This is a genomic window from Marinobacter sp. L-46 (assembly GCF_056859535.1).
Window position 1 is genome coordinate 72,774 of record NZ_JBSXOP010000041.1, and the last position, 15,610, is coordinate 88,383.

13 protein-coding genes and 1 tRNA gene are annotated in these 15,610 nt (G+C 57.3%); 4 read left to right on the forward strand and 10 right to left on the reverse strand.

Going from position 1 to position 15,610, the window contains the following annotated elements; genetic code table 11:
* Window positions 1–31: 31 nt before the first annotated feature.
* The 4 genes from tgt to AC13DJ_RS04550 all read right to left on the reverse strand — a co-directional run bounded on the left by tgt (window position 32) and on the right by AC13DJ_RS04550 (window position 3,026).
* Entirely contained in the window at window positions 32–1,153 is a 1,122-nt protein-coding gene (gene tgt / locus AC13DJ_RS04535) for a tRNA guanosine(34) transglycosylase Tgt (protein WP_036219564.1), read from the reverse strand.
* 14 nt (window positions 1,154–1,167) lie between these two features.
* Window positions 1,168–2,268 carry a tRNA preQ1(34) S-adenosylmethionine ribosyltransferase-isomerase QueA gene (gene queA, locus AC13DJ_RS04540; RefSeq protein WP_482933998.1) on the reverse strand — a complete coding sequence of 367 codons (1,101 nt, stop codon included), beginning with the start codon at window positions 2,266–2,268 and terminating at the stop codon, window positions 1,168–1,170.
* 41 nt (window positions 2,269–2,309) lie between these two features.
* Window positions 2,310–2,396 (reverse strand) — tRNA-Leu (locus AC13DJ_RS04545).
* Window positions 2,397–2,444: 48 nt separating this feature from the next.
* The gene (locus AC13DJ_RS04550; protein ID WP_482933997.1) at window positions 2,445–3,026 is read right to left on the reverse strand and encodes a nitroreductase family protein; all 582 of its coding nucleotides are present in this window, start codon (window positions 3,024–3,026) and stop codon (window positions 2,445–2,447) included.
* Window positions 3,027–3,179: 153 nt separating this feature from the next.
* On the opposite strand from AC13DJ_RS04550, the gene AC13DJ_RS04555 reads away from it, so the two are divergent.
* Window positions 3,180–4,622 carry an adenylate/guanylate cyclase domain-containing protein gene (locus AC13DJ_RS04555; protein WP_482933996.1) on the forward strand — a complete coding sequence of 481 codons (1,443 nt, stop codon included), beginning with the start codon at window positions 3,180–3,182 and terminating at the stop codon, window positions 4,620–4,622.
* Window positions 4,623–4,631: 9 nt separating this feature from the next.
* Here the strand turns inward: AC13DJ_RS04555 and queF are convergent, their stop codons facing one another.
* From queF to AC13DJ_RS04570, 3 genes are read right to left on the reverse strand one after another with little or no spacing between them, the layout of a single operon-like run.
* Entirely contained in the window at window positions 4,632–5,450 is an 819-nt protein-coding gene (queF, locus tag AC13DJ_RS04560) for an NADPH-dependent 7-cyano-7-deazaguanine reductase QueF (RefSeq protein WP_482933995.1), read from the reverse strand.
* Between the two features lie 18 nt (window positions 5,451–5,468).
* On the reverse strand, window positions 5,469–6,242 hold the full coding sequence (locus tag AC13DJ_RS04565; protein WP_022989190.1) for an ABC transporter permease: 774 nt from the start codon (window positions 6,240–6,242) through the stop codon (window positions 5,469–5,471).
* Entirely contained in the window at window positions 6,239–7,189 is a 951-nt protein-coding gene (locus AC13DJ_RS04570) for an ABC transporter ATP-binding protein (RefSeq protein WP_286815300.1), read from the reverse strand. The genes AC13DJ_RS04565 and AC13DJ_RS04570 overlap by 4 nt, the downstream gene beginning before the upstream one ends.
* Window positions 7,190–7,439: 250 nt before the next feature.
* On the opposite strand from AC13DJ_RS04570, the gene AC13DJ_RS04575 reads away from it, so the two are divergent.
* Window positions 7,440–8,570 (forward strand): organic solvent ABC transporter permease, encoded by a 1,131-nt coding sequence (locus AC13DJ_RS04575; protein WP_482933994.1) that lies wholly within the window; start codon window positions 7,440–7,442, stop codon window positions 8,568–8,570.
* Here AC13DJ_RS04575 and AC13DJ_RS04580 read toward each other — a convergent pair.
* Window positions 8,560–9,867, reverse strand: coding sequence for a cyclic di-GMP phosphodiesterase (locus tag AC13DJ_RS04580; RefSeq protein ID WP_482933993.1), 1,308 nt, complete (start codon window positions 9,865–9,867; stop codon window positions 8,560–8,562). The genes AC13DJ_RS04575 and AC13DJ_RS04580 overlap by 11 nt on opposite strands.
* 174 nt (window positions 9,868–10,041) lie before the next feature.
* A complete protein-coding gene (locus AC13DJ_RS04585) occupies window positions 10,042–10,644 on the reverse strand; it encodes a hypothetical protein (RefSeq protein WP_482933992.1) in 603 nt (200 codons plus the stop codon).
* A gap of 201 nt (window positions 10,645–10,845) precedes the next feature.
* On the opposite strand from AC13DJ_RS04585, the gene AC13DJ_RS04590 reads away from it, so the two are divergent.
* Window positions 10,846–11,859, forward strand: coding sequence for a Fe(3+) ABC transporter substrate-binding protein (locus tag AC13DJ_RS04590; RefSeq protein WP_482933991.1), 1,014 nt, complete (start codon window positions 10,846–10,848; stop codon window positions 11,857–11,859).
* Window positions 11,860–12,033: 174 nt separating this feature from the next.
* The gene (locus AC13DJ_RS04595; protein ID WP_022989184.1) at window positions 12,034–13,722 is read left to right on the forward strand and encodes an ABC transporter permease; all 1,689 of its coding nucleotides are present in this window, start codon (window positions 12,034–12,036) and stop codon (window positions 13,720–13,722) included.
* Window positions 13,723–13,802: 80 nt separating this feature from the next.
* On the opposite strand, the gene AC13DJ_RS04600 is transcribed toward AC13DJ_RS04595, so the two are convergent.
* Window positions 13,803–15,470, reverse strand: a complete 1,668-nt coding sequence (locus AC13DJ_RS04600; RefSeq protein WP_474539297.1) for an AMP-binding protein — start codon at window positions 15,468–15,470, stop codon at window positions 13,803–13,805.
* Between the last annotated feature and the right edge of the window lie 140 nt (window positions 15,471–15,610).

Sequence of the window (15,610 nt, forward strand, 5' to 3'; positions counted from 1 at the left end):
GTTTATTGACTTGTCTAGGTGTAAAACTTGATCAGGAATCGCCCAGCGGCGGCACACTTTCGCCGCGTAAGGCATAGAATTCGCTTACAAAGTCGGACAATGTACCTGCTTCAATGGCGCCACGCAATCCGCTCATCAGGTTCTGGTAAAAGCGCAGATTGTGGATGGTATTGAGCTGGGAGCCCAGCATTTCACCACACTTGTCCAGATGGTGCAGGTAACTCTTCGAGAAATTCTGGCAGGTGTAGCAGTCACACCGTTCGTCCAGGGGCCCGGTGTCGTGCCGGTTCCTGGCATTGCGAATCTTCACGATACCGGTTGAGGTGAACAGGTAACCGTTACGGGCATTCCGGGTGGGCATTACACAGTCGAACATATCGACACCGCGGCGCACGGCCTCAACAATATCTTCCGGGCGACCCACGCCCATCAGGTAGCGGGGCTTGTCTTCCGGCATCTTGGGCGGCAGATGATCCAGAATGCGGATCATGTCTTCCTTCGGCTCCCCTACCGACAGGCCACCAATGGCATAGCCGTCAAACCCGATATTAGTCAGCCCTTCCAGCGAGCGGTCCCGCAGGGATTCATACATGCCGCCCTGAACGATTCCGAACAGTGCCGCAGGATTACCCTCATGGGCATTCTTGCTTCTTTCTGCCCAGCGCAGGGACAACTCCATGGATTCCTTCGCCTGCTTCTCGGTGGCAGGATACGGCGTACACTCGTCAAAAATCATGACGATATCGGATCCCAGGTCCCGCTGCACGCCAATGGCAATCTCCGGCGACAACTCCACTTTCGAGCCATCCACCGGTGAACGGAAGGTTACGCCCTGCTCGGTGATCTTGCGCATTTCGCCCAGGCTGAACACCTGGAAACCGCCGGAATCCGTGAGGATCGGCCCCTGCCACTGGGTGAAGTCGTGCAGGTCACCATGGGCCTTGACCACTTCCGTACCCGGCCGGAGCATCAGGTGGAAGGTGTTGCCCAGAATGATTTCCGCACCGATTTCCTTGATGTCCCGGGGCAGCATGCCCTTGACGGTACCGTAGGTACCCACCGGCATGAACGCCGGCGTCTCGACCGTTCCCCGGGGGAAGGTCAGGCGGCCACGCCGGGCCTTGCCATCTTCTCCAAGTTTCTCGAAGCTCATGAAACAGGAATTACTCACAGGGATTCTCCACGGGATTCCGGTTGATCAGTATCGGCTTGGCCAGACGCAGCCTGGCGCCCAAGGCTTGACTGCTGGCCGGTCAGGAACATGGCATCACCGTAGCTGAAAAACCGGTAACGCTCCTGAACCGCCTTACGATAAGCAGACATAATATGTTCATAGCCGGAAAACGCACTGACCAGCATGATCAGCGTGGACTCCGGCAGATGGAAATTGGTGACCATCGCGTCCACCGTCTGAAAACGGTAGCCGGGATAGATAAAGATATCGGTTTCACCCCGAAAGGCCGACAGCACGCCGTTGTGACTGGCGGATTCCAGCGACCGTACCGAGGTGGTGCCCACTGCCACTACCCGACCGCCCCTGGCGCGGGCCTGGTTCACGGCATCTACCGTTTCCCGGGGAACGTGGGCAACCTCACTGTGCATCACGTGGTCTTTGACGTTATCCACCCGAACCGGCTGAAAGGTACCGGCGCCTACGTGCAAGGTGACGTAGGCAAACTCAACACCCTTTTCTTTCAGTAGCCCCAGCAGATCGTCGTCAAAGTGAAGCCCGGCGGTAGGCGCCGCCACGGCACCCGCCTCCCTGGCGTAGACGGTCTGGTAACGCTCCCGGTCTGACTGATCATCATCCCGCTCCATATAAGGAGGCAACGGCATGTGGCCAATGCGCTCGAGCACATCAAGAATGGGTTCTTCGCTCTCGCAGACAAAGCGGAACAGGGCATCATCCCGGCCGGTCATGCGCAGGGCCGTACCATCCTCAAGCAACACCCGCTGCCCCGGCTTGGGAGACTTTGAAGAACGGGTGTGGGCCAGGATTTCGTGTTCACCGACCACTCGCTCAACCAGCACCTCTACCCGGCCACCGGTTTCCTTCTGGCCGAACAGGCGCGCTGGAATAACACGGGTATTGTTGAACACCAGAAGGTCGCCAGGCTGAAGCAGATCAGGCAGGTCAGTAAAACGAAGGTGCCGGGTGTGGCCGGTAGGGCCATCGAGATTCAGTAAACGGGATGCACTGCGTTGTTTGAGCGGGTAACGGGCGATGAGCTCGTCCGGCAGGTCAAAGTGGAAATCAGAGACGTTCATGGGCCGGGCTATTCACGACGCCGCAGGTTGCGGCCAATAAGTGGTAGCGGCGGGCGGACTCGAACCGCCACGGGTTTTACCCCAACGGATTTTGAATCCGTCGTGTCTACCAATTTCACCACGCCGCCATCGGAGAGTGGGAGGATTATACTGACCCTGATTCTGAAAGCAACCGATCATTCATCCCAGGATGCAAGCTGCCCCGGCGCTTGCCAATTTTCAACAAATTCACGGGTTTCCGGCCGCGGCACGGGTGGCTTTTCCTGCACCACAGTACCCGTATACAGAAAACCGACTATCGATTCGCCTTCCGCCAGCCCAAGGCCACGATGCACCTGTGCATGGTAGGTAACCGGGCCGGTGCGCCACATGCCGCCGTAACCCGCATCGCGCAATGCCAGACCGATGAATGCCATGCCGGCAGCAGCAGACATCACCTGCTCTACTTCCGGTACCTTGGGATGATGTTGCGGTGAGGCAATCCCGACAATCACCATCGGAGCCCTCAGCGGTGCTTTACGGGATTTTTCGACTTCCTGCTCACTGGCGGTTTCCGGGCACGCAGAGGCGAACAGCTCGCCAAGGGCTGCCAGCGCCTCACCCTCTATCACCAGGTAGCGCCAGGGGCGCAACAAGGCATGGTCCGGAGCCCTTGCTGCACACTGGAAAGCCTGCTCGAGAACATCCCTGGGCGGAGCCGGAGCCTCCAGGCGGGGCTCGGAGGCACGGTCAAGCAGAAAGCGGGTAACAGAGCTCATAGACACCTGTAAGAATTGTGGCTTATACGTAATACTGCTAACCTTCAGTGTTAGCTCACTTCAAAACTACAAAAAACCGGCAGCACACAATGAGCGACCAAAAGAATTTTAGCAACTCCGTGTCTGAATCTGTGCTTGGGGCCAGGCTCTGAAATGATGAACGCACCGGCAGAATTACGCAACGCTACCGGGTCCGCCGGAAAAGTTGTGCATGGCGACCTCTCCAGCCACGAAACCGTGGCTATTCCGCCTATGCCGGATTACAGCGACCGGATTCTCGGGTATGGCGTTAACACTGCCATTATCATCACCGGCGTACTGCAAGATGTCTTCCCGGGCTGGATGCTCTGGCTGGTCGCAGGCACCATGCTCTGGCCCCACGCCGCACACCTGATATCCCGTCGCACCTTTCTGAGACGATCTCCCCGCATCCGGCAGAAAATGCTGTTCCTGGATTGCGTGATCGGCGGTGGCTTTATCGGAATGATCGGATTAGTCGCCATTCCTGCGGTATCCACCGTGCTTATGCTGATGTTCAGCTGCCTGATTGTTGGTGGCACACGCCAATGGCTGGTAGGCACCTTGTTGATGGGCGCGGCCACGGCTGTGTCGGTTGCCAGCTTCGGTGTTGCCGAAAGCTTCCAGTCGCCACTGCTGACCAGCCTGATCTCGGTGTTGGCAACCGGCACCTACATTTGCGTTACCGCGTACTATTCCCACCAGCAAGCCCGCGCCCTGCTCCTGGCCAAAACCCAGATCCAGAACCAGCGGGAGCAATCCATTGCCCTGTCGCACAAGCTTTCCAAATACCTGTCGCCCCAGGTCTGGCAATCCATCTTTACCGGCGAGCGGGATGTCCGGCTTGAAACCCAGCGCAAGAAGCTCGCTATTTTCTTCTCGGACATCAAGGGCTTTACCGAACTCTCCGAAGAAATGGAGCCGGAAGCGCTGACCGAACTGCTCAACCATTACTTCAACGAAATGTCGGAAGTGGCCCTGAAATACGGCGGCACCATCGACAAATTCGTTGGCGATTCCATCATGGTCTTTTTCGGCGACCCCACCAGCCGGGGCCAGAGAGAAGATGCCTTTGCCTGCGTATCCATGGCCATCAAGATGCGCAAGCACATGAAGATCATGCGCCAGAAGTGGCGAAGCCAGGGCATCAAGACACCGTTACAGATCCGTATGGGCATCAGCACCGGCTACACCACCGTAGGCAACTTCGGCGCCGAAAATCGCATGGATTACACCATCATCGGCAAGGAAGTGAACCTCGCCAGCCGCCTGGAGTCCCTGGCGGATTCCGGCGAAATCCTGATTTCCTACGAAACCTTCTCGCTGGTGAAAGATCGCATCATGTGCCGCGACAAGGGCGAGATCACGGTAAAAGGCTTTGCCAAGCCGGTGCCGATCTATGAAGTGGTGGACTTCCGCCGGGACATGGGCCCGCACCGCAGCTTCATGGAACACGAGCACAGCGGATTTGCCATGTATATGGATTCGGAAAAGATTACCGAGAGAGAGCGCAAGGCCATACTGGCCGCCCTCGAAGACGCCGCCGACCGGCTGCGCATCGAGGGAGACAGCGAATAACCCCCGCCTTTACTGCCGTACCAGCCGCGGCCCCGGACCCTGCTCAGAGCTGGTGCTGCGCCACGGATTGATATCCAGCCCACCCCTGCGGGTATAGCGTGCACACACCGTCAGGTGTTCCGGTTTACAGCGGGCCATCAGGTCTGTAAACACCGTTTCCACGCAGTGCTCGTGAAAGTCCTGCTTCTGGCGAAAGCTGACGATGTAGCGCAACAGGCCGGATCGATCTATCTTCTTGCCCTGATAGCGGATCAGCACCGTTGCCCAGTCCGGCTGGCCGGTGACCGGGCAGTTGCTTTTCAGCAGGTGCGAACACAGCTGCTCGCTGACCTCCTCACCGGACACCGCCAGGGACTCCGCCGAGTACTCGTACACCACATCATCTACCGGCTCGTCATCAATCAGCTCATAACCTTCCGGGCGCCCGATAGCCGGCGCCGATTCATCCACACTGAGCAGACGCACATCCACAGACGCTCCACAGGCACTGGACAGGTCGGCAGTAATGGTTTCCTCCACCTGTTCGACGGTGGAGAACACGGCCTGGTTGAGGGAATTCAGGTACAGCTTGAGCGATTTGCTTTCAATGATGGACGGTGACGCGGCAGGAAAGCGGATCTCCGCCCAGGCGACCGCCGGCACGCCACCAGGCCGAAGCCAGGAGATTTCCCAGGCTTGCCAGAGATCTTCCCCGAACCAGGGCCAGCGACCGTCTTCCAGGCCGATGCGACGCCGATTCTCTTCCCGTGCGACCGGAAACAGTAACGAAGGATCATACTGATCCGGGTATACGCTGGATTTACCCAGCGGAGCGTTATGCAATGCCATGTCGTAAAGATTCCCCGATCAGTGACGGATGCCTTTGCCCCGGGCCAGCATGCGCAGTGCAACGGCAGCCAACAGGACAATAAAGACGACAATCATACCAAGGGAGATGAACGGATTAACGTCCGAAACACCCAGTATGCCGTAGCGGAACCCGTTCACCATGTACAGAATCGGGTTGATCATCGACGCCCCCTGCCAGAACGCCGGCAGCAGGTCGATGCTGTAGAAAACACCACCGAGATAGGTCAGAGGCGTGAGCACGAACGTCGGCACAATGGAGATGTCATCAAACTTGGTGGCCAGCATGGCATTGATAAAGCCACCAAGGGAGAACAGTGCCGAGGTCAGGAACACCGTAATCACCACCATGGGCAGGTTGTGGATAGACAGCTGGGTAAACGCCAGGGACAAGAGGGTAACAATCAGTCCGATGCTCAGGCCCCGGGCCATACCACCCGCCACATAACCTGCCAGAATCGTCCAGTTGGGTACCGGCGACACCAGCAACTCCTCGATGCTGCGCTGGAACTTCATCGAAAAGAATGACGACACCACGTTAGCGTAGGAGTTGGTGATCACCGCCATCATGATCAGACCGGGCACGATGAACTGCATATAGTCGTAGCCGCCCATGTCGCCGATCCGGGAACCAATCAGGTTACCGAAGATGATGAAGTACAGGGTCATGGTGACCGCCGGCGGCAACAGCGTCTGCGGCCAGATGCGGGTGAAACGGCGGATTTCCCGCAGGACAATGGTCTGGAACGCGATCCAGAGGGCCTGAATGGTCATGCTTTCACCCCCGCACCGTTTTCGGCTGCCCGGGCATTGTCTTCGACCATTCGCACAAACAGCTCCTCCAGCCGGTTGGCCTTGGTACGCATACTCACCACTTTGATTCCTTGACGTTCCAGTTCGACAAACAGGGAGTTCAGGCTCTGACCTTTCTCCACATCGACTTCCAGGGCGCCGTCTTCGTTAAGACTGCTACGGAAGCCGTCCAGTTCCGGCGCGGAATCCATCAATTGTTCTGTATCCAGAACAAAGGTTTCCACGTTCAGCTGCTGCAGCAGTTCCCGCTTGCTGGTGTGCCGGATAATCTCGCCGTGGTCGATAATGGCGATGTTACGGCACAGGGCTTCCGCCTCTTCGAGGTAATGGGTGGTCAGGATAATGGTGGTGCCCTGGCGGTTCATCTCTTCCAGGAACTGCCACATAGAGCGCCGTAATTCGATGTCGACACCGGCGGTCGGCTCGTCAAGAATCAGCAACCTGGGTTCATGCACCAGGGCCCGGGCAATCATCAGGCGCCGCTTCATACCGCCGGACAGCATGCGGGACGGGGTGTCACGCTTGTCCCACAAACCAAGCTTGCGCAGGTATTTTTCGGCAGAAGCCCTGGCCTGCTTCAGGGGAATGCCGTAATACCCGGCCTGGGTAGTGACGATATCAATGACTTTCTCGAACTGGTTGAAGTTGAACTCCTGTGGCACCACACCAAGGTTCAGCTTGGCGCCCGAGAGATCCGTATCGATATCGTGGCCAAACACCCTCACCTTGCCGCCACTCTTGTTCACCAGGGACGACACTATGCCCAGGGTCGTGGATTTGCCGGCACCATTGGGGCCCAGCAGGGCGAAAAAGTCCCCTTCCCTGACTTTCAGATCGATTCCCTTGAGGGCCCGGAAGCCATCGCCATAGCTTTTCTCCAGCCCTTCGATTTCGAGTGCAAAGGTCATAAACCGTACCGTTTCCGAAATTTGCCTGGCAAGCCAGGCTAAAAAGTAGAGAGCTATTGAATTGTGGCAAAAGGCGGTATTTCAAGGCCGGGGATTACAACCCGGGCAGCAGGCCAAACCCCCAAACTGCGACAGGATTCCCGATATACTCCAGGCACCGTCCCTATAATGCCGTTACAACAACTTACAAGACACCTGTCACCAGGCATCGGGTGCATCAGGTCAACGCGAAGGGATTGTACGACATACCATGAAACTCGTTCACCTTACCCGCCTGTTTCTTCCACTTTCCGCTGCCGTGGTTTGCACCGGCTGCCTGGACAGCGGCGGCTCCGGCTCTGACGACACCCGCATCGGGCGAATCAATTACCAGGGCCTCAGCGGACTGACCTACATCACCAACAGCCAGAGCGGTGAAACCAACGAAGCCGGCGAGTTCCGCTACTATCCCGGTGAAACCCTGTCACTGAAAGTGGGCAAGTTACTGGTCATCAATAACGTTCCGGCACAGGATTTTGTCAGCTTCCTGGATTTCCAGCCGGAACTGCGGGAAGCCCTGAAAACCGCCAGCGTGAACGATCGCGGCCTGAAAGATCACCGGCCGGTGGAAGCCAGATTGATCCCGAACAACACCGAGCTGCAAAACCGCACACGGTTCCTGCTGGCGCTGGACTGGTCCGGCAACGTGAGCGAAGGCGAAGGCATCGACATTCGCCCGAGAGTGATCGAGCAGCTGAATGCAGCGATTAACGAAGCGATTAACGATCCGGATATCCCTGACACCCTCGATTTCAAAGTGAGCGCCCAGGATTTTTCCGCGGCAGATTCGCCAGCGAACCGCATTCTGCAAAGTATCTGCTTCTACCCTGAGGATGACCGCCTCTGTGGCGAGCCGCCCAGCCAGCGGAAAATTGAGGCAGCACCGTCTCGCCCTGAAAACGACGAGGACCTGGACCCGAACACCGTTTATAAAGAAGACCTGCAATCCCTGGCCGACCGAATCCGCGAAGCTGTCAGAACCCTGGAAGATGTCGACAGTGAGCAGGCTGAAAACTACCTTGAGCGGGAGCTGGCGAGCATTTCCAACCATTATGGCCGCCGTTACTTCCTGAAAGACTACCTTGCCCGCCATCCCGCCAGCGACACTGGCATCAAAACCATTGAAGTACGAAAAATCGGTGGTGAGGCGGCGTTAGCCGAAATCGAGGCAGTCAGCGCCCGCCCGAATGATATCGCGGTGCACTCCTGGAGCTGGCAGACGGCGGAAGTAGAGTACTATGTGGCGGGCGACACCGGTGGTGAATCCGACATCCGGATCAACTTCAGGCCCGAAGACACCTACCGGTGGATTACCAAGGATATCCGGGTAATTATCGACTGAGCAGCTTGCCCAGCGACCAGCGGGACTCGGCTCCGGTCACATCATAGCCGGCCGGGTCCAGCCCTTCCGTACCATGGGGCAGACACTCCCTGACAGAAAGCATTGCCTCTCCGGATTTCGATTCGTTATAGCTGGCCAGGTCGATAATCTTTGCCGTTTTACGGGACTGGCGACCGGCATCCTGCATCACCATGACACTGGGCCACAGCCGCCGTTCCGGCGAATGGGAAATCACAATGCCCCGCTGCCCGTCTGACAACTCCACCAGGCTGCCGGTGGGGTAAACCCCGATTGCCTTGATGAAGGCCTCGACCAGGTCATCCTGAAACTCGATGTTACGCATTTCGTAAAGCATCGACACCGCTTTCGCCGGCGTCAGTGAATCGCGGGTTTCGCGGGGCGTAATCAGCGATTCGAAAAACTCGGCAATACCGGCGACCTTGGCCAGCAACGGAATTCTGTCGCCTTTCAGCCCTTGAGGGAAACCGGAACCGTTATGGCGCTCTCGATGGTTCTGAACCACCGTCATCACCGCCCGGGACAGCCCCGAGTTTTCCAAAAGCGCCGCACCACGTTCGATATAACTGCGGTATTGCGCGTACTCTTCCGCGGAAAGCTGTTGCTCACGCTCAACCAGGTCTTTGGGCAGCGCAGTCTTGCCTACCTGGGACAACAGGCAGCCCATCGCCAGGTGGTTGAGCAAACCTTCATTCAAGCCCAGTTGACGGCCACAAACCAACGCCCACACCGCTGTATTCAGGGCGTGCTGGTAAAGAAAATCATCATAGTGGCGAGTGCGGCTGAGCCACAGCAGAGCACTGGGCTGACGAACGACACTGGCGACCATCTTGCGGGTGAGATTGGCTACCGGCCGCAAATCAGGGGCCTTGGCGGAGCGAATAGCATTAAAAACCTTCTGAAGAGCCGCCTCGCCATCGTCGAGAAGTTCCCGCGAAGCCTTTATTTCTTTACGCAGAGGTACCGTAACCTGGTGGCTGACCGGCTCGCGGATACTCAGTGGCGGCAGTTTCAGCTCGTTCCGGCCATTACCCCGCCCGGAAGCCCGCTGGCTGAACAGACGGACATTGCCCTCTTCCTGGTCAACCTTCTGCCGCGCTTCGGCAACGTCTACCTTGACCCACTTGCAATGGGAATGCAGGGTCCGGATATCACTCTGGGAACGAATGTAGAACCCCTGAATGGGGAATGGCGTCTGGTGCCATGGACGATCGAGATCCGACACAAACATGCCGATCTCGAGGTCATGGACCATTATTTTTCTCTGACTTACGCCCACCACGCACCTCGGCTCAAGCTTTTGACACTATTTTACAGTTTGTCACTTGCACAAATAAACGTCACTTTAATTTAGTAGCCAACCGTCACTGTAAATCGCCCTCAGGTAACGCAGTTTATCTTTGTGCAACAAACTGTATCAGCGGGACAGCCATCACAGGTTACACCTGGCTGATCACTCCTCCTTACACAGCGATTCATCAAAGGCCGGCAAGCGCGCACTCAAAGAGCCTCTGGGTACCCGCCTGGCGAACACGGTATAAGCCACCGCTGAGGAGCGGATGTAATCGACGTTAACTTCTTCGTCACCCCGTACTATTTGCCGCTGCGCAGGCTCGCAGGAAACCTGCAAAGAAAACTGGCCGCCCAGCTCCGCAATGCGCCCGGCTCCGTCCGGGGATGAAACTGTCATACACGCGGTGGTGCCGGATGCCGGCTGGCCTGAACCCGCCACAGTGTCCCGGGCCGGATCTGCACAGGCCCGGATGCCATCTCCGCACTCCCCTGCCTGGTCATGACTGTCATCAGCCAGCCGCCAGACCCGCTCGCTGCACTCCGTTTCCACCTTCATGGTGGTGGACTTGTCAGACAGCAACCACCAGTCAGGATAGTCGGCGCTATCCCAGTGCACCCTTACCTGGCGGCTTTCGCCGGCCGAATTCTCCGCTGGAAACATGGCGTAGTGAGTGTAATAACTGGCACACCCCGACAAACCGAGCAGGGGCAGGAGTGGCAGTCCAAAAATCACAACACTTCGGGCGATCGACGGGCATTTCATCAGTAAAAACCTTCCTTGCTTGACTGACTCCATTATCAACGGCCTGCCTTTTTTATCTACGTACTACTCATCATTCTGCGGCACCAAATTATTCCAAAAGGGTTATTGACTCCGATGCTGATAGTAATGAGAATGGTTGCCGTTTATAGTTGCTTGTAAGATTCATCCCCATACAGGCTCAAAGTCCAAAGGAACGAAACTATGCGAATGAAACTTGCCGCTACCGCTGCCATCGCCCTGACGGCCCTGCCCCTGACCGCTTCTGCAGACGGCGAAGTGAATATCTATTCTTACCGCCAGGCTTACCTGCTTGAACCTCTGTTGAATGCCTTTACTGACGAAACCGGCGTCAAAACCAACGTGGTTTTCGCCAAGCAGGGCCTTGCAGAGCGCCTGGAGCGTGAAGGCCGAAACAGCCCGGCAGATATCGTAATGACGGTCGATATCTCCCGCATTAACGAGCTGGTCGAGAAAGACCTGGTTGCCGGTGTTGAGTCAGACACGCTGAACAAGAACATTCCGAAAAACCTGCGCCACCCGGAAGGCAAGTGGTATGCACTGACTACCCGTGGTCGCCTGATTTTCACCTCCAAAGAGCGCGTGGAAGCCGGTGAAATCGCCAGCTATGAAGACCTGGCCGATGACAAGTGGGAAGGCCGCATCTGTACCCGCAGTGGCAAGCACCCGTACAACATCGCCCTGATTTCTTCGATGATTGCCCACCATGGAGAGGAAGCCACCCGGGAATGGCTGGAAGGCGTTAAAGAGAACCTGGCCCGCAAACCGCAAGGTGGCGACCGCGACCAGATAAAAGCCATCGCCGAAGGCGTATGTGACGTAGCCATTGGTAACAGCTACTACTATGGCAACATGCTGATGGATGAAAACCAGCGCCCGATTGCCGAACAGGTGAACCTGGTATTCCCGAACGCTGAAGGCCGCGGCACCCACGTTAATATCAGCGGTATCTCCCTGACCAAGAGCGCTCCCAACAAGGACAACGCCATCAAACTGATGGAGTTCCTGTCATCGCCGAGCGCCCAGCGTATCTACGCCGAGGCAAACACCGAGTACCCGGCTAACCCGGAGGTGAAGCCCACCGGACTGGTGGCTGAATGGGGTGAGATCAACCCTGATGGCCTGTCTCTCCAGGAGATTGCCAACAACCGGAACGCTGCAGTAAAACTGGTCGACACCGTGGATTACGACGGCTGATCCATCAGTAACTGATCGATAGCTTTTATAGCTGACTCGAAAGGTGCTCCGGAGGGTTCCGGGGCACCTTTTCTTTTAGCAGGACAAAAGGAAATGACCCGCATCATTGCAGGGAGCATGCTCAGTATCTAAAATCGGAACACTTCTCATCACCACTATCAGAACGGATCACTCATGACAGAGGTCGTTACCAGCGCCAACCCGGGTCTATCGCAACCATTGCTGGCCAAACGAACCTCCAAACGATGGATGATCAGCGCACTGGTCACCACTGCCATCGTAGCCTTACCCGTTCTGTCGGTGATTGTCCTGGCCCTGTTCCCGGAAGAGAACATCTGGCCGCACCTCCTGGAAACCACACTGCCCCGCTACCTGGTGACTACCATCAAGCTGATGATCGGTGTGGGCGTAATTACACTGGCCATCGGGCTGGCAACGGCCTGGGCGGTCACCATGTGCGAATTTCCCGGCCGTAAATTTTTCGAATGGGCGCTGATGCTGCCCTTTGCGGTGCCCGCCTACGTGATCGCCTATGTGTATACCAGCCTGCTGGATTACGCGGGCCCGGTTCAGATTGCCCTGCGGGACTGGTTTGGCTGGCAAAGCGCCGCCGACTACTGGTTTCCGGAAATACGCAGCCTGGGCGGCGCGACCATCATGATCGGGCTGGTGCTGTACCCCTACGTGTACCTGCTCGGCCGCGCAGCGTTTCTTGAACAGTCCCCATCGCTGTTTGCGGTCAGCCGCAGCCTTGGCCATTCTGCCCTGAGCACCTTCTTCAAGGTAGTGTTGCCCATTGCGCGCCCGGCCATCGCCGTAGGCTTGTCGCTGGTGTTGATGGAAACCCTGAACGACTTCGGCACCGTGGACTTCTTTGCGGTACAAACGCTCACCGCAGGCCTGTTCGATACCTGGATGAACCTGGGCAATCTGGGGGGAGCCGCGCAGATTGCCACCACCATGCTGATGTTCGTGGTACTGCTGGTAACGCTGGAACGCTATTCCCGCCGCCGGCAGCAACAGTTTGCCGCCCGGGACAACCGTGAGCCGCTGCACCGGTTCACCATGTCTTTCCCGCGCCAGATGATTTGCGTGGTGGTATGTGCCGTGCCACTGGTGCTGGGCTTTGTCATTCCCGGTGCAACGCTCGGCTACTACGCCTGGGAATATTTCGATGTAAGCTGGAACCCCGACTTCCTGCGCAACACCATGAACAGCCTGTTCCTGTCCGGCTCGGCCGCCCTGACCACGCTGGTAATCGGGGTAACCCTGGCCTACAGCCGCCGGCTGCACAACACCCGTGGCATGCAGGTGCTGATGCGCCTGTCCTCATTGGGGTATGCCATGCCCGGTGCCGTATTGGCAGTCGGTGTGATCGTCCCCCTGGCCGGGTTTGATAACTGGCTGGATTCCCTGATGCGGGATTACCTGGGAGTCAGTACCGGCCTGCTGCTCAGCGGCAGTGCCTTTGCCCTGATCTTCGCCTACACCGTCCGCTTTCTGGCAGTATCAGCCGGCAGCGTGGAAAGCGCCCTGCAGAAAGTAACCCCAAGCATGGATATGGCGTCCCGTTCACTGGGCCACAGCCCCGGCAAAACCCTTGTGAAAGTCCACCTGCCGATGCTCAGGGGTACACTGATTACGGCGGCACTGGTGGTCTTCGTGGACTGCATGAAGGAGCTGCCGGCAACGCTGATACTGCGGCCTTTCAACTATGAGACCCTGGCCACCTACGTGTATCAGTTTGCGTCTGACGAGCAGCTGTACCATAGCGCACTGCCCGCGCTGATCATTGTGCTGGCCGGTATCATCCCGATTATTCTGATGAACCGCTCCATCTCCAATTCCCGCTCCATGGCTTAGAGCCCGCTTTCAACTGGCGCAAAAAACAAAGGCCCGGCAATATGCCGGGCCTTTGTCGTTCACCATCAATCCTGCAGCCGTTACTGCCAGATCACCGGCTGCTTCTGGGCATACCAGTTATCCACCTTCGCCTGGTAGGCATCCTCCACCACGTTACGCTTGAGCTTCAGCGTGGGTGTCAGGAAGCTGTTCTCGATGGACCATTCATCGCTGACAACCGTGATGAACGCCAGCTGCTCGTGGGGATCCACCGTCTTGTTCACGTCGGCAATCAGCTTCTTGAAGCTTTCCTCGATTTCCTTCCGGAAACCGGCGTCGGCCATCTGAGGACGGATTTCCTCGCCCAGCAGCACCAGCGCATGGGGCTGGGTCTGGTTGGCACCAGAAACGCACACCATCTCAATGGCATCGTGAGCCATCAGGCGGTTCTCGATCGGTGCCGGGGCAATGTACTTGCCTTTGCTGGTTTTGAAGATCTCCTTGATGCGGCCGGTCAGCTTGAGACGACCCATTTCGTCGATTTCGCCCTTGTCACCGGTTTTCAGGAAGCCGTCCTCGGTGAAGGTTTCCCGGGTTTTCTCCTCGTCCTTGTAATAGCCCATCATGGTGGCCGGGCTCTTCACCAGCACCTCGCCCTGCTCGCTGATTCTAACTTCAACGCCGGGCAGCGCCTCGCCAACATAACCGGTCCGGGTACGGCCGGGCTTGTTCATGTGGGAGTAGGCAAAGTTCTCGGACATGCCGTAGCCTTCCAGCAGCTCCAGCCCGAAGTTGCGGTACCAGTCGAGCACATCGTTGGACAGCGGCGCAGAACCGGAGCCTGCCAGCTTGACCTTGTCGAGTCCCAGCCCCTTGAGCACTTTTTTCTTGATCAGCTTGCTGACCACGGGGATCTTCAGCAAACGCTCGAGCTTCTGCTTCGGCACCTTCTGCAGCACGCCATGCTGGAACTTCACCCACAGGCGGGGTACAGACAGGAACAGGGTCGGCTGTGCACGCTGCAGGTCCTGGACAAAGGTATCCAGTGACTCGGCAAAATACAGCTCGAACCCGGCGTACAGTGAGCCAAGCTCCACAAAGGTCCGCTCGAACACGTGGGCAAGCGGCAGGTAAGACAACATCCGCTCACCCGGGCCCACGCCCAGGGTTTCGATGCCACCGGCGGCAGCAAAGGCCATGTTATTGAAGCTCAGCATCACACCTTTTGGCCGGCCGGTACTGCCGGAAGTGTAAACAATGGTGGCCAGCTCTTCGGGCTCACGCTCGGTCTTGCCCTCCAGCGGCGGATACTTGGCAACGATATCGTCCCAGGTTTCAAAATCATTGGGCGGGCTGAGGGGGTAGGAAATGCAGCGCACGGAATCCGGCACGCCGGGCTTCATCATGTCCCAGTCGTCCAGCTTGCCTACAAACAGGACTTCACACCCGGCATGGTCGAGGATGTAGTTGACGGTATCGGCATTCAGGGTGGGATACAGTGGCACGGAGATATGGCCGGCCATCCAGATTGCCCAGTCGGTCATCACCCATTGGGCACAGTTCTTGGAAATCAGGCCGATACGGCTTTTTTCCGGCAGGTTAAGAGACTTCAGGTACGATGCCATCCGGCGGGCTTCGTCTACCGCCCGGCCCCAGGTGTATTGCACCACCTTGCCATCGCCGATGGGCTGGGTCATATAAAGGGAGTCCGCCATTGTGGCCTCCCGGTGGTAAACCATTTCCAGGGGAAGTTTCTTTGCTGTGTCCATGGACCTTCCTGCTTTGTCTTTATAGTTTTCAGAGTTGCGTTTTTAGTGTTATCCGTGGCCTGAATAGCCATTACGACTTTAGTAGCCTATTTGAACACACCTTCACTCGTCAAAACGTGATGAATGCAAAATTATCTGCA

Excerpts from the sequence above, each read along its gene's own strand:
- AC13DJ_RS04555 (WP_482933996.1), top strand. The coding sequence starts at position 3,180 with ATGATGAACGCACCGGCAGAATTACGCAACGCTACCGGGTCCGCCGGA.
- AC13DJ_RS04575 (WP_482933994.1), top strand. The coding sequence starts at position 7,440 with ATGAAACTCGTTCACCTTACCCGCCTGTTTCTTCCACTTTCCGCTGCC.
- AC13DJ_RS04585 (WP_482933992.1), bottom strand. The coding sequence starts at position 10,644 with ATGAAATGCCCGTCGATCGCCCGAAGTGTTGTGATTTTTGGACTGCCA.
- AC13DJ_RS04565 (WP_022989190.1), bottom strand. The coding sequence starts at position 6,242 with ATGACCATTCAGGCCCTCTGGATCGCGTTCCAGACCATTGTCCTGCGG.
- queA (WP_482933998.1), bottom strand. The coding sequence starts at position 2,268 with ATGAACGTCTCTGATTTCCACTTTGACCTGCCGGACGAGCTCATCGCC.
- AC13DJ_RS04550 (WP_482933997.1), bottom strand. The coding sequence starts at position 3,026 with ATGAGCTCTGTTACCCGCTTTCTGCTTGACCGTGCCTCCGAGCCCCGC.
- AC13DJ_RS04570 (WP_286815300.1), bottom strand. The coding sequence starts at position 7,189 with ATGACCTTTGCACTCGAAATCGAAGGGCTGGAGAAAAGCTATGGCGAT.
- queF (WP_482933995.1), bottom strand. The coding sequence starts at position 5,450 with ATGGCATTGCATAACGCTCCGCTGGGTAAATCCAGCGTATACCCGGAT.
- AC13DJ_RS04590 (WP_482933991.1), top strand. The coding sequence starts at position 10,846 with ATGCGAATGAAACTTGCCGCTACCGCTGCCATCGCCCTGACGGCCCTG.
- AC13DJ_RS04600 (WP_474539297.1), bottom strand. The coding sequence starts at position 15,470 with ATGGACACAGCAAAGAAACTTCCCCTGGAAATGGTTTACCACCGGGAG.
- AC13DJ_RS04595 (WP_022989184.1), top strand. The coding sequence starts at position 12,034 with ATGACAGAGGTCGTTACCAGCGCCAACCCGGGTCTATCGCAACCATTG.
- tgt (WP_036219564.1), bottom strand. The coding sequence starts at position 1,153 with ATGAGCTTCGAGAAACTTGGAGAAGATGGCAAGGCCCGGCGTGGCCGC.